The sequence below is a fragment of the Mesorhizobium sp. M0802 genome (genome assembly GCF_040320115.1).
GTDB lineage: Bacteria > Pseudomonadota > Alphaproteobacteria > Rhizobiales > Rhizobiaceae > Mesorhizobium.
Window position 1 is genome coordinate 16,759 of record NZ_JAMYOY010000023.1, and the last position, 24,291, is coordinate 41,049.

The 24,291-nt window shown below is 64.2% G+C and carries 25 protein-coding genes; 24 read left to right on the plus strand and 1 reads right to left on the minus strand.

What is annotated here, in order from left to right:
- From NKI10_RS26195 to NKI10_RS26290, 20 genes are all read left to right on the plus strand, one after another.
- Nucleotides 1-594, plus strand: a complete 594-nt coding sequence (locus tag NKI10_RS26195) for a DUF3486 family protein (protein WP_023750272.1) — start codon at nt 1-3, stop codon at nt 592-594.
- Nucleotides 591-869, plus strand: coding sequence for a hypothetical protein (locus NKI10_RS26200; RefSeq protein WP_023750271.1), 279 nt, complete (start codon nt 591-593; stop codon nt 867-869). Before NKI10_RS26195 ends, NKI10_RS26200 begins: the two co-directional genes overlap by 4 nt.
- Nucleotides 866-2,548, plus strand: a complete 1,683-nt coding sequence (locus NKI10_RS26205; protein ID WP_023750270.1) for a terminase large subunit domain-containing protein — start codon at nt 866-868, stop codon at nt 2,546-2,548. The genes NKI10_RS26200 and NKI10_RS26205 overlap by 4 nt, the downstream gene beginning before the upstream one ends.
- A complete protein-coding gene (locus tag NKI10_RS26210) occupies nt 2,548-4,116 on the plus strand; it encodes a DUF935 domain-containing protein (RefSeq protein WP_023750269.1) in 1,569 nt (522 codons plus the stop codon). Before NKI10_RS26205 ends, NKI10_RS26210 begins: the two co-directional genes overlap by 1 nt.
- Nucleotides 4,116-4,403, plus strand: coding sequence for a hypothetical protein (locus tag NKI10_RS26215; protein ID WP_084013590.1), 288 nt, complete (start codon nt 4,116-4,118; stop codon nt 4,401-4,403). Before NKI10_RS26210 ends, NKI10_RS26215 begins: the two co-directional genes overlap by 1 nt.
- Nucleotides 4,400-5,200, plus strand: a complete 801-nt coding sequence (locus NKI10_RS26220) for a phage head morphogenesis protein (protein WP_023750267.1) — start codon at nt 4,400-4,402, stop codon at nt 5,198-5,200. The genes NKI10_RS26215 and NKI10_RS26220 overlap by 4 nt, the downstream gene beginning before the upstream one ends.
- Before the next feature lie 299 nt (nt 5,201-5,499).
- Nucleotides 5,500-6,660 (plus strand): phage protease, encoded by a 1,161-nt coding sequence (locus NKI10_RS26225; RefSeq protein WP_023750266.1) that lies wholly within the window; start codon nt 5,500-5,502, stop codon nt 6,658-6,660.
- A complete protein-coding gene (locus NKI10_RS26230) occupies nt 6,661-7,395 on the plus strand; it encodes a hypothetical protein (protein WP_156936493.1) in 735 nt (244 codons plus the stop codon). It begins immediately after the preceding gene.
- A 13-nt stretch (nt 7,396-7,408) separates the two neighbouring features.
- Entirely contained in the window at nt 7,409-8,302 is an 894-nt protein-coding gene (locus NKI10_RS26235; protein WP_023750264.1) for a Mu-like prophage major head subunit gpT family protein, read from the plus strand.
- 100 nt (nt 8,303-8,402) lie between these two features.
- Entirely contained in the window at nt 8,403-8,726 is a 324-nt protein-coding gene (locus NKI10_RS26240) for a hypothetical protein (RefSeq protein WP_023750263.1), read from the plus strand.
- A gap of 98 nt (nt 8,727-8,824) precedes the next feature.
- On the plus strand, nt 8,825-9,514 hold the full coding sequence (locus NKI10_RS26245; RefSeq protein WP_352504412.1) for an HI1506-related protein: 690 nt from the start codon (nt 8,825-8,827) through the stop codon (nt 9,512-9,514).
- 2 nt (nt 9,515-9,516) lie between these two features.
- Entirely contained in the window at nt 9,517-9,726 is a 210-nt protein-coding gene (locus tag NKI10_RS26250; protein ID WP_023750261.1) for a hypothetical protein, read from the plus strand.
- Nucleotides 9,726-10,157 carry a gp436 family protein gene (locus tag NKI10_RS26255; protein WP_352504413.1) on the plus strand — a complete coding sequence of 144 codons (432 nt, stop codon included), beginning with the start codon at nt 9,726-9,728 and terminating at the stop codon, nt 10,155-10,157. Before NKI10_RS26250 ends, NKI10_RS26255 begins: the two co-directional genes overlap by 1 nt.
- Entirely contained in the window at nt 10,157-10,747 is a 591-nt protein-coding gene (locus NKI10_RS26260) for a phage virion morphogenesis family protein (RefSeq protein ID WP_023750259.1), read from the plus strand. The genes NKI10_RS26255 and NKI10_RS26260 overlap by 1 nt, the downstream gene beginning before the upstream one ends.
- Nucleotides 10,744-11,178, plus strand: coding sequence for a phage tail terminator protein (locus NKI10_RS26265; RefSeq protein WP_023750258.1), 435 nt, complete (start codon nt 10,744-10,746; stop codon nt 11,176-11,178). Before NKI10_RS26260 ends, NKI10_RS26265 begins: the two co-directional genes overlap by 4 nt.
- Nucleotides 11,175-11,366 (plus strand): hypothetical protein, encoded by a 192-nt coding sequence (locus tag NKI10_RS26270; RefSeq protein ID WP_023750257.1) that lies wholly within the window; start codon nt 11,175-11,177, stop codon nt 11,364-11,366. The genes NKI10_RS26265 and NKI10_RS26270 overlap by 4 nt, the downstream gene beginning before the upstream one ends.
- Nucleotides 11,367-11,368: 2 nt before the next feature.
- Nucleotides 11,369-12,298: a phage tail tube protein gene (locus tag NKI10_RS26275; protein ID WP_023750256.1), complete on the plus strand. Its 930-nt coding sequence runs from the start codon at nt 11,369-11,371 to the stop codon at nt 12,296-12,298.
- Nucleotides 12,299-12,353: 55 nt separating this feature from the next.
- Nucleotides 12,354-12,728: a hypothetical protein gene (locus tag NKI10_RS26280; protein ID WP_023750255.1), complete on the plus strand. Its 375-nt coding sequence runs from the start codon at nt 12,354-12,356 to the stop codon at nt 12,726-12,728.
- A complete protein-coding gene (locus tag NKI10_RS26285; RefSeq protein ID WP_198022614.1) occupies nt 12,686-13,105 on the plus strand; it encodes a DUF1799 domain-containing protein in 420 nt (139 codons plus the stop codon). Before NKI10_RS26280 ends, NKI10_RS26285 begins: the two co-directional genes overlap by 43 nt.
- Nucleotides 13,102-17,271: a phage tail tip lysozyme gene (locus NKI10_RS26290; protein ID WP_352862267.1), complete on the plus strand. Its 4,170-nt coding sequence runs from the start codon at nt 13,102-13,104 to the stop codon at nt 17,269-17,271. The genes NKI10_RS26285 and NKI10_RS26290 overlap by 4 nt, the downstream gene beginning before the upstream one ends.
- 8 nt (nt 17,272-17,279) lie before the next feature.
- Here NKI10_RS26290 and NKI10_RS26295 read toward each other — a convergent pair whose 3' ends face one another.
- The gene (locus NKI10_RS26295) at nt 17,280-17,753 is read right to left on the minus strand and encodes a GvpU-like protein (RefSeq protein WP_156936492.1); all 474 of its coding nucleotides are present in this window, start codon (nt 17,751-17,753) and stop codon (nt 17,280-17,282) included.
- A gap of 98 nt (nt 17,754-17,851) precedes the next feature.
- Between NKI10_RS26295 and NKI10_RS26300 the strand changes: the two genes are divergently transcribed.
- From NKI10_RS26300 to NKI10_RS26315, 4 genes are read left to right on the plus strand one after another with little or no spacing between them, the layout of a single operon-like run.
- Nucleotides 17,852-18,220, plus strand: a complete 369-nt coding sequence (locus tag NKI10_RS26300; RefSeq protein ID WP_023750251.1) for a hypothetical protein — start codon at nt 17,852-17,854, stop codon at nt 18,218-18,220.
- 3 nt (nt 18,221-18,223) lie between these two features.
- A complete protein-coding gene (locus NKI10_RS26305) occupies nt 18,224-19,519 on the plus strand; it encodes a hypothetical protein (RefSeq protein WP_023750250.1) in 1,296 nt (431 codons plus the stop codon).
- The gene (locus NKI10_RS26310; protein ID WP_023750249.1) at nt 19,516-20,358 is read left to right on the plus strand and encodes a baseplate hub domain-containing protein; all 843 of its coding nucleotides are present in this window, start codon (nt 19,516-19,518) and stop codon (nt 20,356-20,358) included. Before NKI10_RS26305 ends, NKI10_RS26310 begins: the two co-directional genes overlap by 4 nt.
- Entirely contained in the window at nt 20,358-24,275 is a 3,918-nt protein-coding gene (locus tag NKI10_RS26315; RefSeq protein ID WP_352862268.1) for a phage tail protein, read from the plus strand. Before NKI10_RS26310 ends, NKI10_RS26315 begins: the two co-directional genes overlap by 1 nt.
- Nucleotides 24,276-24,291 lie beyond the last annotated feature (16 nt).

Genomic DNA, 24,291 nt, shown 5'->3' on the forward strand with positions numbered 1-24,291 from the left:
ATGGCACGCAAAGGCCGTGGGCAACTTTCCCTGATCGAACGCCTGCCGGAGGAGTGCGGCCCGATCATCACCTGGGCAGCGAGCGCGCTGCAGGACCGCGATCGCACTCAAACCGAGATCTATGAAGAATTCTTCCTGAAGATGCAGGCCCTGCAGGCCGAGCATAAGGGCGAGCTGGAATTCGTTATCCCGTCGTTCTCGGCGTTCAACCGCTATTCGATCAAGCTGGCCATGATGACCCGCCGGCTGGAAGACACGCGCGAGATCGCCGCCACCATCTCCAAGCGGTTCGATGCGCAAAGCTCCGACGATCTCACCCTGATCGCTGCCGAGGCGATCAAGACGCTGGTGTTCGAGCTGCTGACCGATGCCGGCGAAAGCGGCCTGGCGCCGGTCGGCGCCATGCAGCTGGCCACGGCGTTGAAGATGGCGACCCAGGCGCAGAGCGTCTCCAGCGATCGACGCACCAAGGTGGCGAAGGAATTCAAGGCCGATGTCGAGAACGCCGTCGACACCGTCGCCAAGGCCAAGGGCATGTCGGCGGATACGGCCGAGGCAATCAAGGCGCAGATCCTCGGCGTGAGGGCAACATGAAGTTGACGCGCACCGCAGCTTTGCAAGCGGTCAAGGATGCCGTCCGCCCGAGGAGCGCGTACATCAATGACCAGGTGCACCGTCAGCATGGTCAGCACGTTCGCAATGGCGGCACGGGCCATCCCCCCACCAATGCCGTAATCTTGCGCCGGCTGCGCTCGCTGCAGTCTGATGGCCTGCTTGAATGTATTGGCGGGCCGGATGGCTACTACGGCTTCGAATGGCGCATCACGGACTTGGGCCAAGCAGCACTCGAAACCGGCGGGCCGTCATGACCGGCCCGATCTCAAAGGAAGAATGGGAAAAGGTTCGCCGTGAGAGCATGGCGAACCTCGACCATGTCATCGACACCGTCGGTCTGCCCAGCGTTCTGCTCGGCTACCAGGGGCGAACCGTCTCCCTGTTAGAGAGCACGGCCGTCCGCGTGCTGTTCATCGAGAAGAGCCGCCGCATCGGCGAGACCTGGGCGCTGGCCTCCTATGCCGTGCTGCGCGCCGGTCGCGCCAAGGATGCCGGCGGCATGGACGCCATGTACATCTCCTATTCGCAGGAGATGACGCGCGAGTTCATCGACGCCTGCGCGATGTGGGCTCGGGCCTTCGCTCAGGCGGCGATCGCCCAGGAAGAATTCCTCTTCGACGACACCGACCCGGCCCATCCGAGCGAGACCCGGCAGATCAAGGCCTTCCGCATCCAGTTCGCGTCCGGTTTCGAGATCCTGGCTCTATCGTCCGCTCCGCGCACCCTTCGGGGCAAGCAGGGCCTGGTCATCATCGACGAGGCGGCATTCGTCGACAGCCTGAAGGAGCTGCTCAAGGCGGCACTGGCCAACCTGATGTGGGGCGGCCAGGTCGTGGTCTGCTCGACCCACAACGGTGCCGACAACGAATTCAACGTTCAGGTCCAGGACATCCTCGGCGGCCGGTCGAAATACAGCCATCTCAAGATCGACTTCGACCAGGCGCTGCTGGAAGGGCTTTACGAGCGCATCTGCCTGGTGACCGGGCGCGAGTGGTCGCCTGACGCCGAGGCGCAGTGGCGCCAGGACATCATCGACTTCTATGGCGACGGCGCCGACGAAGAGCTGTTCTGCGTTCCGTCCATGGGTTCGGGCGCCTGGCTCACCAGTCCGCTGATCGAAGCGCGCATGACGCTGACGCCGGAAGAGGCTCCGGTCATCCGCATTAACCTGCCGCTCGACTTCCTGCACCTGCCGGCCCTGGAGCGCCAACACCTGATGGCGCCGCACCTGGACGCCATCAAGGAAGCGCTCGACGGCCTGGACGAAAACCGCCAGCACGCCTTCGGCTACGATCCGGCGCGCAAGGCAGATCCGGCGATCATGACCCTGCTGTCGATCGACAAAGTGCTTCGCCGCAAATCGGCGCTGACCGTCGAGCTGCGCAACGTGCCGTTCCAGGAGCAGAAGGAAATCGCGACGCTGATGCTGAAGACGTCGCCCCGTCTCTGTGGGGCGGCGGTGGACGCCACCGGCGTCGGCATGAACCTCGCCGAGGATCTCGGCCGGGCGTTCGGCTTGCACACCGAGGACACGCCGGGCGGCCTGGTCTGGTCGGTGACGCTTAGCCAGAACTGGTACAACGAGAATTTCCCGCCGCTTAAAACAGCCTTTGAAGACGCCAACATCGCGCTCACTAGGGACGCAGAGCACGCCGTGGATCTTCGCCTGGTCAAGATCATACGGGGCATACCGTCGATCCCGCCGGAGCGGGTCGGTGTGGCAGGGGCCAAGCGGCACGGTGACTTCGCCGTCGCCCTGGTGCTGGCCTATTTCGCCAGCCGCATGCAGTGGCACGAATATGATTATCGGGCGGCGACGATCCCCAAGAGCCGGTTTGAAGAAAGCGCCGAGGCCGGAATGCGCGCCCGTGCGGATGACACAGACGGTGGGTTTCGCATGGCATCGACCCGCCGCAACCGAGGTATCTTCTGATGGCTGATTTCAAGGGCATCCTGGACCGCTATGGCCGGCCGATCACGAAAGCCGCTTTGACCGTTGAACAGGCCGCGCCAACGGGCAGTGGCGTTCGCCGCCACGACGCATTGCACCCGGCTGCCGGCCTTACCCCTGGCCGGTTGGCGAGCGTGTTGCGGGCGTCGATCGAGAACGACCCGGAAAACTATCTCGCCTTGGCCGAGGACATGGAGGAACGCGATCCGCACTACGCTGGTGTGCTTGGTGTCCGCAAACGCCAGGTCTCCGGCCTGGAGATCTCGGTCGAGGCGGCCGGCGAGGATGCTGCCAGTGTCAAGCATGCCGACCTGGTGCGTGAGGTGATTGAGCGCGATGGGTTCGAAGATGAGCTGTTTGACATCGAGGACGCGGTTGGCAAGGGCTTCTCCTGCACCGAGATCCTGTGGGATACCTCGGCAAGCATGTGGTACCCGAAACGGCTCGCTTGGCGAGATCCGCGCTGGTTCGTCTTCGACCAGGTCGACGGCGAGACACCACTGCTTCGCGATGGCGGGCAGAACATGCCGCTTGAGCCGTACAAGTGGATCTACCATTCGGCCAAGGTAAAATCCGGTCTGCCGATCCGGGGCGGCATCGCCCGCGCGGTGGCTTGGACATTCCTCTTCAAGAGCTTCACCATCAAGGATTGGGCGATCTTCTGCGAAGCCTATGGCCAGCCGCTAAGGCTCGGCAAATACGATGCCGGCGCTTCGAACGATGACAAGGACATCCTGCTGAAGGCGGTCAGCAACATCGGCGTCGACTACGCCGCGATCGTTCCTCAGTCGATGACGGTCGATTTTATCGAGGCCAAGATCTCGGGAACGCACCAACTCTACAAGGAGCGGGCGGACTGGCTTGACCAGCAGGTTTCCAAGGTGGTGCTCGGCCAGACCGCGACCACCGATGCGATCGCGGGCGGTCACGCCGTTGGCAAGACCCATGATGGCGTTCGCGAGGACATCGAGAAGGCCGATGCGCGTCAGCTCGCGGGCACACTCAACCGCGACCTGGTCCGCCCACTGATCGACCTCAACTTCGGTCCGCAGAAAAAGTATCCCAGGATCTGCATCGGCCGACCGGAACAGATCGACACCAAGGCGCTGGTCGACAACGTGGCCAAGCTTGTTCCTCTCGGCCTCAAGGTCGGCATGTCGACGATGCGCGATCGCATAGGCCTGCCCGACCCGGCTGAAGACGAGGAGCTATTGGCGCCGAAAGGCCCTGCGCCGATCGAGCCGCCCGTAGACCCTGCCCAGCCACCACTGAAGCCAGGAGAGACACGACAGACGGTGCACTCCACCGCGACCGGAAGGCGAGACGCGATCGAGCGCGCGGCCGACTCCATGCTTGGCGACTGGATGCCGCTAGTGTCGCCGATCGTTGCCGGCCTCGAAGCCGAGATCGCCGCGGCCTCCTCGGTCGAGGAGGTGAAGGCGCTGCTGGCGAAGCGCTTCGCTGGCCTCGACGCCTCGGCAATGACCGAACTGCTCGCGAACTCGGCTTTCGCCGCGCGCCTGGCAGGTGCGGTCGACGATCAGCTCTGATGACGCAACGGTTGGCTTGTTGCGTGCCGTTCTGCCGCCGCACGTTCAAGGATGACGGGTCGAGCGAAATCATCTGTGGCAACCATTGGCGGGCCGTGTCGACGCATCTGCGGCGGCGCAAATACAAGCTCTATCGGCGATATCGCTACCTCTACGGCGACAACGGCTATTGGGCGTTTCCGGCTGGATCGCCGAAGAGGATCGCGGCGGTGAAGCTCGCCAGGCTGTGCGATGCGGCATGGATGCGCTGCAAGCGGCAGGCGATCGAAAGGGCAGCAGGCATATGACCATTGACCTCAAGCCGCTGCCACCGCGCGACGCGATCGCGGCGCTCTTCGCGCGCGGCCAGCGGCTCGATCCCGAATTCTCCTGGCTGGACACCTGGCAGCAAGCCCATGCCCGCGCCTTCACGGTCGCCAAGTCGGCCGGCTTCGACATCCTTGACGAGATCTACCAGGGCCTGCTCAAGGCGCTGTCGGAGGGCAAGACCTTTCGCCAGTTCGCCGCCGAGCTGACGCCGCTGCTACAGGCCAAGGGATGGTGGGGCCAGCAGCCGGCCTTCGATCCGCTGACGGGCGAGACGCTCTGGTCGCAGCTTGGCAGCACCAGGCGCCTGACGACCATCTTCGACGTCAACATGCGCGTCAGCTACGCCGCCGGCCACTGGTCGACCTTCGAGCGCAACAAGGCGACGCGGCCGTTTATCCGCTACGTCCATCTGGAAGGCCAGGAGCATCCGCGTCCGCTTCACGCGCTCTGGCACAACACGGTGCTGCCGGTCGACCATCCCTGGTGGAACACCCACGCCTGCCCGAACGGCTGGAACTGCCATTGCACCCTGCAAGGCCTGTCGCAACGCGATATCGACCGGCTGGAGCGCGAAGGCGAGAAGCTGAAGTTCGAACCGGTGCCCGGCACGATGCGCAAGTTCGTCAACAAGCGCACCGGCGAAGTCACGACGGTTCCTGACGGCATCGATCCGGGCTGGGCGTACAACCCCGGCAAGGAGGGCTACGTCAGCGTCGTCGAACAGGATCTGGCGCGAAAGACTGGATCGTCCGACTGGGTGTCGCCCCCATCCTGACCACCTCCGCACGATCGCCGCACAGGCGCACAGCGGCCCCTTGGGGCGTGGCGTTGGTGCGGGAAGCCTCGTTTCGCGCTCTAGACCCGTTCAAAACCGATTTTAAGGGCTATCCAAGGGCCAGGCGAGGTCGTCAGGACGCGGCCTTGCCGGTTGCCCTCCGCTCGGCTACCGTTCGGCTGCGAATTCGGCGGCGGACCTATCAGCAATACGTCCCGCCAGTTCGGTCCCCCAAGAGCCGACCACCGCCCGCGACGGCGGGCATGATTTGAAGTCAGCGGCCGGGCCAATGTCCGGCGATGCACAACGCACTTGCCGCACTCCTTTCGGCCTCCTTGGTTGCCTCCCACTCGACTGCGCTCACCGCAGCCGACACGGAAGGCGACAAATGGGTGCAGCTGACGCCGGCCGGCACGTTCACCGGCCGCAACGGCCAGGGCCCCTGGATCACCGGCGACAAGGCTTCAATGGAGACGATCGTCGCCAACACCCGCCAGTATGCGGGCTCGACGGACCTCGCCATCGACTATGACCACCAGGCGGTGTTCGGCGCGGTCCCAGGCGTAGGCGGCAAAGCACCGGCCGCCGGCTGGATCAAGGACCTGAAGGCCCAGGACGACGGGATCTATGGCCGTGTCGAATGGACCGAAGCGGCGGCAACCGCCATCAAGGCGAAAGAGTATCGCTACCTCTCGCCCGTCTTCTTCCACGAAAAGACCTCCGGCCGGGTGCTAGCCATCCGCATGGCCGGCCTCACGAACACGCCCAACCTCGACCTGGTCGCGGTTGCCGCGAGTGCACTCTTTCCCCTCAACAACCAAACCGGAGACAGCATGGACAAGATCCTTGCGGCCCTTAATCTTGCCAAGGGCACGAACGAAGACGGCGTCGTTGCCGCAATCAATGCTCACCTGACCAGCAGCACGGCGATTGCGAAGGCTGCGGGCCTCACCGACACCGCCAAGCCGGACGAGATCCTGGCGGCGGTCAATTCGATTGTCGCTGACCGGGGCAAATTCGCCCAGGCGGCGGGCCTCACTGCTGCGGCAAAGGCTGACGAGATCGTCACCGCCGTGCAGTCGGCGATTGCTGGCAAGGTCGACCCGACCAAGTTCGTGCCGATCGCGATGGTCACCGAACTCCAGGGCGACCTGAAGAAGCTCCGCGATGATCTGGCAGCCGACAAGGCCACCGAAGCGGTCAACACCGCGATCGAGGATGGCAAGGTCACTCCGGCCCAGAAGGAGTGGGCGCTGTCCTATGCAAAGGCTGACCTGACGGCGTTCACAAGCTTTGTCGGCGGCGCGCCCACGCTGACCGCGTCCCAGATCAAGACGCCCAAGAAACAGGACGGCGAGGCCTCGGACTTGTCCGATAGCGATCTCGCCGTCTGCACCGCCATGGGCCTCGATCCGAAGAAATTCGCCGAGACCCTCAAGCTCAACAAGGAAACCGCTTAAATGGCCGCGTCCCGCGATCTAGAAATCCCGGCTCGCTCCGGCGACCGGTTCGGCTACCCGGCTAAGTCGGGTGTCCGCATCTTCCGCAAGTCGATCGTTGCCCTGCTGGCAACCGGCATGGCGGTTCCGGCAGGCACTGCCAACGCGGTGTCCGTCGTCGGCCTGGCTGAAGGCAACGTCGACAACCGCGACGGCGCTGACGGCGATCTGAACGTCGAGGCTCTGCGCGGCTGCTTCGGCTTCATCTTCGCCGCCGACGAGGTCGATATCGGCCGACCGGTCTATGCGGTCGACGATCAGACCTTGAGCTTCGACGGCTCGGGCGCTCGGCTGCTGGTCGGCACCGTTGCCGGCATCAGCGACGGTCGCACCTGGATCGATATCCCCGTCGCTGAGAAGGTGCTGATCCCGTTGTCGGCGCGCATCGCCACGTTGGTCGGCGCTGGTGTCACCAGGACGATCGCTTCGGTCAGGGGACGCATCACCAGGCTGCGCAGCGTCACCGATGGCATCCTGACCACCGGTGACGCCACGATCACCTGCGCCATCAACGGTGTCGCTGTGACCACCGGCGTCATCACCATCACCCAGGCCGGCTCCGCCGCTGGTGATGTCGACACGGCGGTCCCGACCGCCCTCAACGATGTCAACCCCGGCGACGTGATCAGCTTCACGGTCGGCGGCGCCAACGCAACCGCAACTCCGGCGACCGTCGTCGCCGAAATTGCGCAGTAGGAGAAAGCTTCAAATGGACATTAATGCTTCCACGCTGCGCAGCGTCTACACGGGGCTCAGCACCGCGTTCAATGCGCGGCTCGCATCCACCCCGACCCAGTACCGGACGGTCGCCATGGATGTGCCGTCGAGCACGGCCATGAATGAATATCCGCGCATGGACGATCTGCCCGGCATCCGCGAATGGATCGGCGACCGCCTTGTCCACGACCTGTCGGCCTCGACCTACATCATCCGCAACAAGGAGTTCGAGGGCACCGTAGGCGTGAAGCGATCCTCGATCGAGGACGATCAGTTCGGCTTCTATACGACCATATCCGCCCAGATGGGTCAGGACGCGGCCGAGTTCCCCGACCAGCTGGTCTGGCCGCTATGGAAACTGGGCAGCACGACGCTCTGCTACGATGGCCAGAACTTCTTCGACACCGACCATCCCGGCTTCGACGAAAACGGTGGCGAAACCTCCGTGTCGAATTTCACCGATGGCGCCGGCCCGGCCTGGTATCTGGTCGATGACACCAGGGTCATCCAGCCCATGGTGTTCCAGAAGCGCAAGCCCTTCAAGCTTGTGCCGATGGACAAGGAGACGGACCCGAACGTCTTCATGAAGGGCCAGTATCTCTACGGCGTCGACGGTCGCTGCAACGCAGGCTTCGGCCTCTGGCACCTCGCTCATATGTCCAAGGCCACGCTTACGCCGGCCAACTTCAAGGCGGCCCGCGATGCCTTGGGTGCGATCCGCAAGAAGAATGGCCAGATCATCAACATCCGCCCGGCCAAGCTCATCGTTCCCCAGGCTTTGGAAGCAGATGCGAAGCAGGTGGTTGAGGCGCAGCTGATCAACGGCGGTGACAGCAACATCTGGTTCAAGGCCTCCGAAGTGGTGGTCGTTCCGCAGCTCGGCTGATCACAGCCGGTTTGACCCTTTGCCTGTCGGCACCGCCCAACGGGTGCCGGCAGGTTTTTCGGAACAGTTGGAACCTCCGCAAACCCTCTGAGGAAATCCAATGAAGCTTTTTCGATCTCTACTGTTCTTGAGCATCGGCATCGCCACCGCTCTCATTCTCGCACCACTGACTGGCCTGAGCATGGCCGACGACTTCTTCCGGCACGCGCCGGCCGTCGCCACTGTCGACGCCGGTACCATGCTGACCAACGCCGTAGTCGCCGATGTCATGCGGATCGTGTCCGTCGCCCTGCTGATGGTCGTCGTGGCACTTGTGCTCTTCGCTCTCGCCGTGTCGGCCGGGCGCTTTACGCTGCTGCGTCACCTTAGCCGCCACTTCGATCCGCAGCACTTCTCCGGGCTGCACCGATCTCCACCTGGTTGACCGCGGACCTGCCGAAGATCCTGCCGGCTCCGGCCGGCGGGTTTTCGAAAAGCAGCCACCAGGCTCCTTTTCAAAGACCCGAAAACGAGGATTGAACGATGGCGAAAGCGTTGCGCGAAGCGAAGGCCAAGGCTCCAAAAATGGTGGCTGACGCTCCCAAGGAAACATCCGGCCTGGAAGCGGCGGAAGCTGCACAAGGCCAGGATGCCCCGTCGTCGGGGGCGGCGACGGGGACCGATACCCGCGAGCAGAGCGACCAGGGCGGAGCCGGCGATCCGGCCGGCTCCGCGCGCGACAAGTCCGCCGAGGACCTGCGCCAGCTCGAAGCGGCGGCGCGGCTGAAAGCTGAGGCGGACGCCAAGGCGGAAGCGGAAGCGGAGGCCGAGGCGCTGGCGGAAGCGGCGGCGCGGCTGAAAGCCGAGGCGGACGCCAAGGCGGAAGCGGAAGCGGAGGCCGAGGCCCTGGCGCTGGCCGAAGCGGCGGCCAAGGGGAATGCCCGACTGGACGACGCGCTCGATGCGCTCGCCGGCCAAGGCGAGCACCTGGACACGGAAGCCGAGTTCCGCAGCAGGTTTCCCCGCATGTCGGCCGCGCTCAACGCCTGGAAGGCAGAGCACGGCGACGAGCTGCCTTCCGGCCTTCGCATCCGCTCCAAGCTCGACGGCTTCCGCCGCGCCGGCATCCCCCATTCCAAGGCGCCGGTCGAGCATCAGCTCGGAGCGTTCAAAGGCCCCGAGCAACTGGAGGCCATCTTCGCCGAACCCAACCTGGTCGTGGAGCTGATCTGACCGTGCACGTCGTCCTGCCCATCTGGCTTGTGCCGCTGACGCTTTCGGTCCTGATCTGGGCCGGCGCGATCTTTTGGCCGAGCGCCGACGACGGCGTCTCCTATCAGCTGCGCGCGGTCGTTTTGGCGCTGGTTCGCTTTTCGGCCGCCTCGGCCGCGACACTCCTGGTGTGGCTCGCCTACTTCATCTGGCTTTTCGTGGCGGGCGCCTGATGAGCTACGCCGTCAAACAGGATCTGGTCGACCGCTTCGGCGCCACCGAGCTGATCCAGCTCACGGACCGGACCAACGTGCCGCCGACGACGATAGACGATATCGTCGTCGGTCGCGCGCTGGCCGACGCGGACGGCGTGATCGACGGCTACATCAGCAAGAAGTATGGGCTGCCCCTCTCAGTGGTGCCGTCTGTCCTGGTCAAGGTCGCGGCGGACGTCGCGCGCTACTTCCTGCACGGCGAGGCCGCCGACAAGGACAGCATCGTCACCCGCAACTACAACAACGCGATCGCCTGGCTGAAGGACGTCGCCAAAGGGCTGGTCGCGATCGACGATGGCGGCGAGATCCCGGAGCAGGCCGGCGGCGGCGCCATCAAGACCAGTGAGCCGAACCGCGTCTTCACCCGCCACAGCCTGAGGGGCATGTGATGGCCGCAGAAGGCATCCAGCTCCGCGTCGTCGACCAGCAGGTGCTTGCCACCCTCGATCGCATCGAGCGCGTAGCGACGGCGCCCAGGGCCATCATGGAAGCGATCGCCGCCTACCTGGTGCCTGCGGTGCAGCGCCATTTCGAGACCGAGACCGGTCCGGAAGGAAAATGGCCGCGCCTGAGCCCGCGCACGGCCGCGAAGCGCATTGGTCGCAGCCAGCGCGGTTACGGGCACATGCTGCGGGTCAAGAACCGCCTTTACAGCTCGATCACCGGCGAAGCGACCGACAACACCGCAGCGGTCGGCACCAACGTCGCCTATGCCGCCGCGCAGTTCCTCGGTGCCACGATCCAGATGCCTGCCCGCGAGCAGGACATCCACCTTGGCAAGACCAATCGCGGCCGGCGCTTCGTCAAGGCGTCGGCCAAGCGAAAGGAGACGATGCGGGTCAGGATCGGCGCGCACACCATCACCATCCCCGCACGCCAGGCGCTCTACCTCAACGATGGCGACCGCGCCGAGATCCTGCACGTCGCCGAGGACGCCTTCCGCGCCGAGGCCGACCAGGCGTCGGGTGCACGGCCATGAGCATCGTTTCTGAGCTGCGGGGCCTTCTCGACAACATCGACCCACCGGTGTTCCGCATCGTTGGCGGCGCCGCCGAGTTCGCTGCTCTGGCCGGCGAGCCTAAAGCCACGCCCGCCGCCTATGTCCTGGTTGAAGAAGAGCAGAGCGAAGACAACGCCCGCATGACCGGGCCGGTGCTGCAGCGCGTCGAAGCCGATGTCGCCGTCATCATCGTCACCAGGAATGTCTCGGACAACACGGGTGCTGCAGCTGCCGAGGAAATCGAGGCCCTGAAAGCCAAAGTGCGCGGTGCCCTGATGGGCTTCGTGCCGTCAGGCCTGGGCAGCGACCCGATCACCCATGTTTCCGGAAACCTGCTCAAGGCCAAGTCCGGCAACGTCTGGCAGCGCGAACTGTTCGCCGCCGCCTACTATCTCGAGGAGCAACCATGACCAAGTCCTACGATCCGCGTCCGGCTGGCCGCCACATCATCGACCGGGCGACGGGCAAGCTTGTCCGCGATGGCGAGTTCACAAATCCGGAGGCACCGGCCAAGCCGGCCACGCCGCCGATCCGCACGCCGGCTGTCAAGCCGGCCGATGACACTGGCGCCGGGCGTCCGGCTGGGAAAGGCAAATAACCATGGCATCCCGCTTTTACCGCAAACTCGCCGTCCTGGCGAAGCTCGAAGTCACCTATGGCGTCGACCCTGTTCCGACCGGCGCGGCCAATGCCATCCAGATGAACAACGTGACGATCACGCCCCTGGCGGGTGACCAGGCGTCGCGCGACCTGATGCTGCCCTATCTCGGCCAGCAGGGCGTTATCCTCACCGGAACCTATGCCCAGATATCCGGGGCGGTTGAAATCGCCGGTGCGGGTGCGGCCGGAGATGTTCCCGGTTACGGCGTGCTGCTACGGATGTGCGGCCTGGCCGAAACGATCGATGACGGCGTCGACGTCCAGTATGATCCGATCTCGGGCGCCTTCGAGGCCGGGACGCTCTATTTCAACCATGACGGGGTCCGGCACATCCTGCTTGGCGCGCGCGGCAACGTCACGATCGACCTGACGCCAAAGCAGATCCCACATTTCACATTCACCCTGACCGGCCTGCTCGGAACCATCACCGACGCCGCACTGCCGGCCGCCGTCTATACCGCGTTCCAGGTGCCAAAGCCGGTCAACAAGGCCAACACCACCCTGTCGCTGCATGGCACTGCTGCGGTCGCCGAGAGTGTGGCGATCGACCTTGGAAACCAGGTCGAGCCGCGCTTCCTGATCGGCGACGAGAACATACAGCTCGTCGACCGCAACCCGAGCGGCACTTGCGTGGTCGAAGCGCGCCTGATGGCAACGACCAACTGGTTCGCGCTGGCCCAGGCAAGGACGCGCGGAGCGCTCGCCGCCCAGCACGGCACGGTCGCCGGCAACATCGTCATGTTCGACGCGCCGGCGGTCGAGATCGGGCGCCCGACTGAAGGTCAGACGCAGAAGATCATCAACTACTCGCTGCCGCTCATGCTCTGCACCGATGCCGGCGACGACGAGCTGAAGATAACGGTCAAGTAGGGGCGCTCGCGCCCCTACTTCCGCCCCCTTTAAACCCGTTTGAAAGGCCCTTCGCATGAAGTTCAAAATCATTGACGAGCACATCTATTGGTGGCCGGTCGAGGTGCAGATCCCGGAACCCGACAAGCCCGGCAAGACCGTCACCCAGTCTTTCACCATGCAGTTCAAGGCCATGGGTGCGGACGACGGCACGGCCCTTCTCAAGGAGATCGAGGCGCTGCCGACACCCGAGGAGCGGCAGGCTCGCCAGCATGAGGAGCTTCTGCGGGTTTGCCAGAACTGGCGCGATGTAACCGACGACAAGGGCGAGGACGTGCCCTTCAGCACCGATGCCCTAAAATCCTGCCTGCAGTTCTCCTGGTTCAGCCGTGGGCTCTACAAGGCCTATTGGCGCTCGCTGGCGCCCGACGAGGCACGAAAGGGAAACTGAGAGCGGCCGCGCGGGAATGGGCGTTCGCCCGCGCTGGCCGCAGCGACCCTCAGCTACCCACGACAATCGACAGCGACCTGGTCGCGCAGTGGGCCGAGCTCGGCGTGACGGTCGAGGCAGATGATGACGATGAGGCTATCGCCGTGTGGCGGATCAACTGGCAATCGGTGATGGCATTCCTCCGCTGCGAGACCCAGTGGCGGGCTGTGTCCGTCGCCGTCGGCGAAGGCAGTCGCCTGATCTGGCTCGGCATCGACTACGCCTCGGCCAAGCCGGTCTTTGCACGCCGCAACCGCACCGACGAGCGCCGGCTGTTTGACGACATTTGCGTGATGGAGCACGCGGCGCTGGAAGCCATGGGCGAGATCGACGAATGAGCCTGAACCTCGCCCTCGTCATCTCCGGTGAAGCGTCTGGCGCCAAGGCGGCGACCGCCGAGACGACGGCCGGCGTCAAGGCCCTCGGCGCGGAGGCGCGGCAGACGGCTTCCGCCATGGTGGCGGCAAACGACCAGGTCGTGGCGTCGGCACGTGGGGCAACCGAAGCGATCACCGCCCAGGCCGCTGCCCAGCGCCAGCTACAGGGTGCGATCCAATCAATGGTCGCAGCCGCGCAACCGACCAGTGACGCCGGCTACCGGCAGCGCGCGGCCGACATCGATGCCTTCGGCGCGGCGCTGGACCGGACCAGGGCGCGCTATGATCCCCTATTTGCGGCGCAGATGCGGCACAAAGCGGCCGTTGAAGCCATCAACCAGGCCGAACGTGTCGGAGCCATCAGCGCCTCATTGGCGACCGATGCCCGGTTGAGAGAGACGGCCGCGCTGAACAGCCAGGTTAGCGCTCTTAGTAGCGTAGCCGCTGCGCAGAAGAGCGCAGCACAGGCGATGGTCAATCGGGTCTCGATCGTCCCGGATCGAGGTTCTGAGATCGCCGCCTACGGCGCCGAACTGGATCAGTTGCGCGCCCGCTTCAATCCGCTGTACGCCGCCTCGAAACAGTATGAGACTGAACTAGACCAATTGAATGCGGCGCACCGCGTTGGCGCGATCTCCGGTCACGAGCACGAGGCTGCACTTGAAGTCCTAAACAACCGCTACACGGTGTTGGGCCAACAAGGGGCTCGGGCCGCCGGTGCGTTCGGCGCAGTTGGCGGTGCGGCGCGCCTGACGTCCAATCAGCTGCTCAACCTTTCCCGCCAGGGCAACGACGTCGTCACCATGTTTGCCCTCGGCGCGCCGCCGATGATGATCTTTGCCTCGCAGGCGGGCCAGATCTACGACGCGCTCGAAAGCGGACCTAAGGGCCTGCGCGGCTCGCTGGCCGGGATCGCCTCTGGCGTCAAGTCGGCCGCATCAAGCTTAATCAGCGGTGCCGCTGCATTTGTGAGCTTCTCCAACCCGGTGGGCCTGGTGGCGACGGGCATCATCGCCGGCACGGCCGCTCTGCTCACCTATGCCTCGGTCAGTCGCGAGAGCATTCGCTCGATCGACGACGTTCTCAAGGATCACGAAGCCAACATCAAAGACCTGAAACAGGCCTGGGCGGGCGACGCGACGGCGGGGATCAAGACCTATGCCAGCGAAGGGTTTGGAGCGCTTGCAATCAAATCGGTCCAGACGGAGCTGGAACTGAAGGCTTCCTTGAGCCAGGCCGCCCAGCAAGCTGCCAAGGGGATGATTGCAAACGACAACGGCCTAGCAGGCGGCTCGCAGTTTGGGGTCGTTAACAAGTCGGAATTCTCCCAGTTTGGCGACGAGATCGATTATCTTCGCGGCACAATTGCCAGGGGCGCGCCCGACGTACTCGGCTTCCGCAAAATGGTCGAGGATCGTTGGAAGCTCGACCCGACAAATCAGGAATTGGAACGTCAGGCGCTCGCACTTCACCGCCTGACGGATGAAGCGGCCTTGGCAGCCAGGGCGCTTCCCGCCGCTCAGGCAGCGGTCAATGCGCTTGTCGTCAGGGGTGGCCGGCCGGACTTTGGCCAAGGCGCCGCCATGCAGGCGGATCTGATCAAGAACGCCGAGACCGCCTATCAGCTTAAACGCGATCAGGAGGTCGCACTCGGCCGGATCGGCGCGCGATCGCCGCAGGAGCTGGCCGACGCTGCCCGAGCTGCCGAGCGGGCCAAGCCGATCACGGGAGAAAGCTTTGCCGTCCGGCAGCTGCGCGAGGAAAGCGCCGCGGCCTTGGCCGCCGCCCAGGCGCAGCATCAACTCGACGAGGCCCAGCAGCAGCGCGCGCGCTCGCTCCAGCAGACCATTGCCGGGGCAAGAGTGGACCTCGATCTGGTCGGACAGACCACGGCAGCAACGGAGGCCTATCGCCTCGAAAGCCAGCTGCTCGCTCAGGTCCAGGAAGAGGCCGCGCGCAACCACGTTGCCGTCGATCAGGCCGAAATCGCCAGCATCCATCAGAAGGCGATCGAATACGGCAAGCTGCGCGCTCTGCAGGAGGCGCGGGACACGATCCATGGCCAGGTCGAGGATCTTGAGGTCCAGCGCGCCGAGCTGGCACTCGTGGGCCAAAGCAAGCTGGCGCATGACCGCATCATCGCTGCCCTGATAACAGAGCAGGAGATCCGCAGGCTCGGCATCGATGTCTACGGCCAGGAGGCCGAGGCCATGCGCGCCAACACGGCCGCAGCGGCGGAGCTGGCCGACGCAACCGCGCGTGCCAGCCTGCAGCAGCAGCTCCAGTTCGACCGCGAGCAGATGTTCCGGTCTCCCACCGAGCAGAACGTCGCTTCGACCATGCGTGGCGCCGGCCTCGACTACGACCCCAACTCGGCGATCGCCCAGCAGATCCGCTACAACGAGCAGCTCAAGACCACCAAGGCCGCCTGGGAAGACATCTTCTCGACGGTCAACGAAGGCATCGACGGCATCAGCGACGCGTTGTTCAGCGGCGGCTCGATCGAGGATGCCATCGAGAAGGCCGGCCAGCAGTTGGCCAAGACCGTGTTCGACATGGCGGTGACCAACCCGCTGAAGAACCGGCTGACCGGCGGTGATTTCAAAACGATCGCGGATCTCGGCATCTTCGGCAACGGAGCGACCAGCGGTAAGGGCGGCGGCTTCGGCGGTGTGCTTGGCCAGATGCTGGGCGCTCAGAAGGCCGTCGCCTCCATGCAGGTGCAGGCGGCGAGCGTCTTCATCAACGGGTCGCCGATCGGCGGCATTCCAGGCCTGCCCGGCGTTCCCGGCGCGGCCAACGACAATGGCGGCATCGTCGGCTGGTTCAAGAGCCTGTTCAGCGGGTCGCCGGCGGCGGCCAACTCCAACAGCCAGGGTGGCATTGCCGGGCCGAATACAGCCGCGACGGCGGCGAAGCTTCTTTCCGGCCTCGGCTCGCCGCTGGGCTTCGGCAATGACACCGCATCGACGGGCTCCATTGCAAGCGCTGCGTCCGGCGGGGGTGTCGCCGGCCAGGTCTGGAATTTCTTCGCCTCTAAGGGGCTGAAGCCTTTTCAGATTGCGGGCATTCTCGGCAATGTGAAGGCAGAAAGCGCCTTCAACCCGACGGCCGTCGGCGACGGTGGCAATGCGCTCGGCTTGTTCCAGTGGAACGATCGCGCTCCATCCATGCTCAACGCGATCGGCGGCCGAGGCAATCTCGGCAACGTCCAATCGCAGTTGCAGTTTGCCTGGAAGGAGTTGCAGTCGTCCGAGGGCATGGCCCTAAAGAAGCTGCTGGGCAGCACGGACGTTCGCGGCGCGACATCCGCCTTCGCCGGCTTTGAGCGGCCGAAGGGCTTCAGCTGGGCCGATCCCGAAGGTGCTCACAACTTCGCCGGTCGCCTCAACGGAGCCCAGGAGGCACTATCGCGCTTCGGCGGCACCGCTACATCGGCGACTTCAGCGCTCTCGGGCTCGACCAGCGCGATTTCCAGCCTCGCGTCTTCGACCGGCGCGGCCGCAAAGGGCCTTGACATCTTCGGCAGCGGTGCCGGCAAGCTTGGAAGCGCACTGACCCAGTTCCCGGCTGCGCCTGGTGGGGGCGGCGGTGGGTTTGGCGGCCTGTTCAACATGTTCGGAGGGCTGTTCGGTGGCGGCGGCGGTATTGGTTCCTTCTCAGCTGGAGTACAGGCCGACTTTGCGTCGGGCGCGTTGGGCTTGGGCCTGTTCGCCAACGGCGCCGCATTCTCACGGGGCAACGTGGTGCCATTTGCTCGCGGCGACGTGTTCTCATCGCCCACCTATTTCCCGATGTCAGCCGGCCGCACCGGCGTCCTGGGCGAGGACGGCGAAGAAGCGGTCATGCCCCTCCAGCGCGGCCCGGACGGTCGCCTCGGCGTCGTCAACCATCAGCCGCTGCGGGCGCCCAGGGCGGCGAACGGCAATGCCCCTGGCGGCGGCTCCTCTGGCGGCCTGGCGCGCAGCCATATCGAAGGGATCGTCAATTCGATCGCCGACAAGCTGAAGCTCGAAGCCAAAATCATCAACCTGAACGACGGCAGCGACATCAAGCGGTGGATGATGTCGGAAGACGGCCACAACACCGTTGCAGTCGTGAACCGTCGCAACGGAGCTGGTCCATGAACGATCAGCTATTCGTCGGTCATCTGGCCAATTGTGAAACCAGCGATTTGATCCATCCGGGAACGCCAAGCCTCGCATTTGATCGCGTGAAGGGCACCAGGGATCATGATCCGCACGTCGCGCAAATGAAGATAGACCGGGAATTCGAAATTGTCGGGATCTGCTCCGCCCTCGGCATTCCTCTCCTTCATGATCTGAGCCGTACTTTCGGCGTGCCCTTTCAGCGTCGTCCGTACCAACTCAGCCGTTTCGGCGTCACCTCCTTGTGGCGTCGCCTCACCCCATTTTTGTTCGGTCCATTTGAAGAAATCGACATTGGACATCACCTGGCCGCTGATCAGCACGCCCTGAGAAAGGACTGTTACCGACACTCCGATGCCATTGTTGGCGTAGTGCGCAAGCGAGCCCACAAACACGTCGGTATTAGGCTTGACCCGCACCAGCTGCGGCTCCGCCGCATCGGGCTTTACTTCGTCGCTCATCTTCAAGTCCTCCGTTTCAACCATCTCAACAGAAAAACGCCCAGGAGTCGAACTGCCTGGAGCAACATTTACACCGGCCTGCTGGGAGGAGTTTTTCCATGTCCTATCTGAACTCACTCGTCCTCGACAGCGGCCTGGCGGTGATCGTCGCCAACGCCAACCGTCTGCATATCTGTTCGTCGGAGCCGGCAGACTATGCCGCGACGCTCACGGCCTCGCTCGGCACAAAGAACACGCCGACGATCGGCGCGCTTGCCGCCCGCACGCCGTCCGGCCGCAAGGTGACTGTTTCCGCGATCACCAACGGGGCTGTCAGTGCCAACGGCAACGCCTCGCATTGGGCTCTGGTCGACACGGTCAACTCGCGGCTGCTCGCCACCAAGGCCCTGGACGCGGTGCTGGCGGTCAACAATGGCGACACCTTCACACTGCCGGCGTTCGACATCGGCATACCAGGCCCGGCCTGACGCATGGCGACCGTTGCCCTCTCAACCGGCAATCTCGACGCGGGCACGCCTGACCTGCCGTCGCTGCACCTTGGGCTGATCCATCACCTGTCGACCGGCAACCTGGATGCCGGCGCGCCGGATCTCGCCTCACCGGAGATGGTGATGCTTTACGAGCCATGGCCGTTCCGCCCGCTGATCGGCGCCAGCGACACGCTGGAAACCCTGTCCGAAGTGATGCCGTCCTACACCGAGGAGCAGCGCCTGGCGCTGCGCAAGGCACCGCGCCAGAACCCGCGCTACACGGTCAAGCTAGATCCGGCGGAGTTCAGCCAGGCCAGTGACTTCGCTCGTCGCAGAGCCGGCACTCAGGTCTGCCTTCCGATCTGGTGGGAAGGCATCCGCCTGGCCGGCGATGTTTCGGCGGTCGACACGGAGATCTCGATCGACACGACGGCCGGCGACTGGCGCGCAGGCGGTCGGCTGATCGTCTGGCAGAGCGCGGACAATTATGCGCTGGCCCTGATCACCGCAGTCGAGGTCGACAGCGTCACGCTGCTGGCGCCGATCGGCGCCGACTTCACCACGCCTACGGTCGTGCCGGTCCGCGTCGCTCGGACGGTCGAGGGCTTCAGCATCAGCCGTGGCAAGCTGGTGATCGAGGTGACCGCGCGCTTCCAGGTCGAGGACAATGTCAAGCTGGAGGGCGACGCCGGCTATCCGCAATACCAATCCATAGACGTGCTGACCGAGCCGACCGCGCGCGTCTCCGACATCTCCGAGAACATCATCCAGGCAGGCGAATACCAGGACAACGGCTTCGGCCTGGTCATGCTCGAGCGCCAGCGCGAATATGTCGACTACGGCCAGAGCATTGCCTTCCTCGAGCTGGGAGCAGCTGCGGTCTGGCGGCGCCGCGTTTGGGTGCATGCCCGCAACGGCAAGCAGAAGCCGTTCTGGCTACCGACCTTCAACTCCGACATGAAGCTCATGGCGCCGATCGGCGCGGCCGACACCGTCGTCACTATCAAGCGGGCGGCGCTGCCGGCGGGCTACCTCGGCCGCCACGTCATGATCGAGCTGAAGAACGGCACCCGCTATTTCCGGCAGATCGTGGGCGCGGTGCGCGTGGGCGACACCGACGAGGTGACGTTGAACACCAGCCTTGGCGCTGCCGTCAGCGCCGTGCAGATCCTGTGGTTCTGCTACCTCAGCAAGGTGCGCCTGGACGCCGACGCGGTCACCTTCAACTTTCCGGCCTCCGGTCGCGGACCGCTGGTCGCCACGCTGTCTGTTCCGGTCATGGAGGTGCCGGCGTGAGCTACGACACACCCGAGGCCTCGGTCGACGACGGCGAGCCATACTTCCTCTATCTGTTCAACAACGGCGTCGCCAAACGGCGCTTCACGTCCGACGCCGAGCCGATCATGGCCGATCCCGAGGAAACCGGGACGCCACAGAAATGGTTCAAATCGGCAATCGCGCACACGGAGATCGAGCAGACCGGCAACATCGAGCGGAACTCGGTCGACATCACTTTTCCGCTGTCCGACGACTATGCCCGAACCCTGCAAAAGCCGGGCAGCGAAGTCGTCACTGTGACGATCTGGCGGGGGCACCACACGGATCCGGACGGTGAGCTGGAGGTCTTCTGGAAAGGGCGTGTCGTCGACACGGTGGATCAGAAGCTCAACATCAAAGTCACGGTCGAACTCGCCTCTACTTCGATGCGCCGGACAGGCTGCCGCGCCCAGTATATGCGCCCATGCCGGCATGCCCTCTATTTCACCGGTTGCAACCTCAACGTCGATGATTGGAAGATCCCGGCGACCGTTTCGGCGGTGACAGGCGGCCTGCTCCTCACCGTCGCCGAGGCCGCTGCGGAAACCGACCAATGGTTTAAAGGCGGCCTGGTCATTTTCGACGGCCTCTACGGCTGGGTAGGCGATCATGACGGCGACCAGCTCACTCTGATCGCCAGCGGTATCGAAGGGCTGGCCGAAGAGGTGGCCGCCCACGGATCTGCAGCCGTCTTCATTGCTCCAGGCTGCGATCTCAGCAGCGGCCCGACCGGCTGCGAAAAGTTCGACAACAACCTTGAATATGGCGGCTTCGAGTTCATGGCTGACGTCAACCCGTTCTCCCAGAGCATCACCTGATGTTTTGGAACATAATCCTCGCGATCGCCTCATACGCGCTCCAGCTGATATTTGCGCCTAAGCCGCAGAATGCGAAGCCAAAGTCGCTTGAGGATTTCAACGCGCCGACGGCTGAAGAAGGCCGCTCTATTCCGGTGTTCTTCGGCACCAATGATGACCAGAGCCCGAACTCGACCTGGCATGGCGACCTGGGCAAACGTGCGATCAAGGGGGCGCGGCGTTACGGCTTTTTCGGTCCGCGCCAGGTGCTCGGCTATAAATACTCGCTCGGCATGCAGCTGAGCGTCTGTCACGGCGTGCCCGACTATTTGCTGCGCGTGACGGTCGGCGACAAACAGGCATGGAAGGGCAGAGCGGCCGGCGGTCGGATCACGATCAACAAGCCCAAGCTCTTTGGCGGCGACCAGAGCGAAGGCGGCATTTCCGGCGATATCGATATCTGCATGGGCGCGCCCGACCAGCCGCGCAACGACTACCTTCAGGCGAAGCTCAGCGAGAAAATCTCGGCGTTCCGCGGTGTCTTCACGGTTGTGCTGCGGCAGGTCTATCTCGGCACGTCGAACTACATCAAACCATGGGAATTTCGCGTCCAGCGCATCCTAAAGCGCTCGGACGGCAGCGAGCAATGGTATCCGGAGAAGGCCGCGATCCCGGCCGAGGCAACGACCACCGACAACCTCGCGTTCTATTTCGCACTCGACACCTCCGACAGCGTGGTCGGCGTTCGGCTGAACGCACTCAAGCACGCCGTTCAAGGCGCGATCGACACCATGCGCGCGGCCTACGGTGACGATGATAACGTGCTCATCAAGTACGACGTTCGCATGGTGTCATTCGGTGCCAGCGTCAGGTCAAGCATACAGCGCCGGAACTGCAAGGCGGCGGACTTCGATGCACTGTACGACTGGGTCACGGCCCTGACGACGGCGAGCGAGAATGGAACGAACTTCGAAGCCGGCCTCGCCAGCGCACCGTCCTATTTCGACGGCACGGATACCAAGAAGACGCCGTGCATCATCATCATCTCGGATGATGACGACCAGGTTGACGACGTCTTCTCGGGCGTCCCGGGTGCGCTGGAGACGCTGGCCAGCATGGACGATATCTCCGTCTACAGCTTCCGCGTGTTCGGAGCAGGCAGCGTCGACCACGTGCTTACCCAGTTCGATACGACGCCAGGGGATACAACACCGGGCGAGGACACTGGCGTCCATCTGCTCATCTTCGGCTCCGGCACGCTGGACAGCGCAATGACGCCGGGAGCGCTGATCCGCTTCTACGATATGAACCCGGCTCACATCATCCGGGAGTGCCTGACCGACCCCGTGTGGGGCCTTGGCTGGCACGATGACGACATCGACGACACCAGCTTCAGCTACGCGGCTGACACCTTCTTCAACGAGGGATTTGGTCTCAGCCTTAAATGGTACCGCGAAGAAGAGATCCAGGAGTTCATTACGACGGCGGTGCTGTCTTGCGCCGACGCATACCTTTACGGCTCGCGCAAAACCGGAAAGTTCGTCCTGAAGCCCGTGCGGGACGACTACGACCTCGACCTGATCCCGATCCTGACGGAAGACGACATCGTCGAATTCACCGAGATCAAGCGCCGGCAGCCCTCGGAGGCGATCAGCTCTGTCGTGGTCAAATACAACAACCGCGAAAAGCGCAAGGTCGGCGCCCATCGTGTTACCAACACCGCCCAGGCAATGCAGGCCACGAAGGTGCAGCCGCCGGCGACGCGGGATTATCCCGGCATCAACGTACCGGCGCTTGCGATACGCGTAGCTCAAAGGGATGTGGTAGCCCTCGGCTCTGGCCTGATCAGTGGGCGCATCGTTGCCAACCGCAACGCTTCGGTCCTCAACCCTGGCGACCCATTCAGGATCGTCTCCGCACGCCACAGACTTTCGGGCGAGGTCATGCGCGTCGCCAACCAGCGCTTCGGTGACGGTCGCAGCAACAAGATCGGCCTCGGTCTTGTCCAGGACGTCTTCAAGCTGCCGGCGGCGGCGCTGGTCGACGATGGCACGTCGGGCGGTGGCTGGGAGCCGCCTTCTCAAGAGCCTCTGCCGGTTTCGCCCAGGATGGTCGCCGAGATGCCTTACCGCGAGTTGCTGCAGATGATGGGGCCTTCCGACCTGGCCGCCACGCTCGCCAGCAATCCCGATGCCGGCGTGCTTCAGATCGCGGGTGCCTCACCGACGCCTGACGCCACAAATGCGCTGATCGAGGTCGACGCCGGCTCCGGCTATGCCGAGGCCGGCACGCCTCTTGATTTCGCACCTGGTGCGTTCCTCGACGGCGATGTCGCGATTGACGCGACCGAGATCACGGTGACCGGCGCGATCGACTTCGACATCGTCGAGCTGGGCACTCTGGCGATCATCAACGGTGCGACGCCGCTGACCGACGAGATTGTCCGGATCGACGCCATCGTTGGCAACACGCTCACCATTGCCAGGGGCTTCCTCGACACGGTGCCCCACGCCCATTCCAGCGGCGCTTCAATCGTCTTTTTCGACGACATCTCGAACACCGATTTCGAGATCTACACGGCCGGCGACGATGTCTCGGTAAAGCTGCTGACGGTCACCGGGATCGACACCCTGGACGCGGCGGCGGCGCCGACCGACACGGTGGCGTTCGACAGCCGTGCCATCCGGCCGCTGCGGCCGGCGGGCGGGAAGCTCAACGACATCGGGGCCGGCCTCGTCACCTCGAACGGCATCGCCGATCTGGCGGCCACCTGGTCGGAGCGCAACCGCCTGATCGAGCTGTCGCCATTGCCATCGTGGACCGATGCAACGGAGGGTTCAGAGGCTGGTCAGACGACGGTCCTCGAAGTGCTGGACCCATCGGGCACGACGGTGCTGACGACCCACAGCGGGTTATCCGGAACATCGTTCTCTGTTCCTGTGGCGTCGTTTGCCGGCAACTCGTCGGGATGGGTGCGGTTCGGCGCGGAACGGGACGGATATCGCGAGTGGCAGGCGTATCAGCTTCAGGTGGCCTTCACTGCCGTGTCGGCCGGATCATTCGTAATCACAGGTCACGACGTGGGCCTGTCCCGAGGCATCGTCGCGACCGTCGCGAACTACCTGCTGGCGTTCAATCCTGTGGCGTTCAAGGTCACCATGCCGGTCGGGACGGGCTCGTACATTATCACGGGCAACGCCGTGGGCCTCAGCAACGCTCTGTCGATCTCGGCCGGGACGGGCTCGTTTGCGCTAACAGGCATCGCCGTTGGCCTCACATTCGTCTCGACAATGACCTACAGCTTCGAGGGCTACACGCTCGATAACTCCAACCTCACCGTCTACACGTTCAATGCCAAGAACGTCGGCGCAGCTGGCGCCGGTCGGGTGATAGCCATAGCCGTCCAGTCGCGCCCGTCGAGCATTGGCACTCCTCGGTCCGTCTCGGGCGTCACCTGCAATGGCAACGCCATGACGCCAGGACCAGCCGTCACCGGCGGCGGCACCGGTCAAGCAACCCTAGCTTGGTTCTATATCGTCGAACCCACTGGGACGACGGCCAACTTCGTCGTCACCTTCAGTAATGGAACCCAGAACTGCGCGATCGCGACGTACCGCCTGTTCCCGGCCAGCAGCACGCCTGTCGACAGCGTAACCGCCGGCGCAAGTGCATCTGCGACCCTGACTGATCTGGAGGTCAAGACCACCGGGCTGGCTCTCATAGCGATCGACACCGGTCGGTCCGGCACGCCGTCGCTGGACAGCAGCTCGTGGAACGGAGTGGACACGCCAATCCGCGATGTGACGGACCAACTTAACGATCAGAGTGGCTGCCTGAACGTCTTCTCCATACCCACGACCGAGAACAACACCGGTCGAGACTTCACCGCAGCGGACAGCGGGCAATTAGTGAACATAGTCGGCATGTCATTCCAGTAGACCTCACCCTACACAG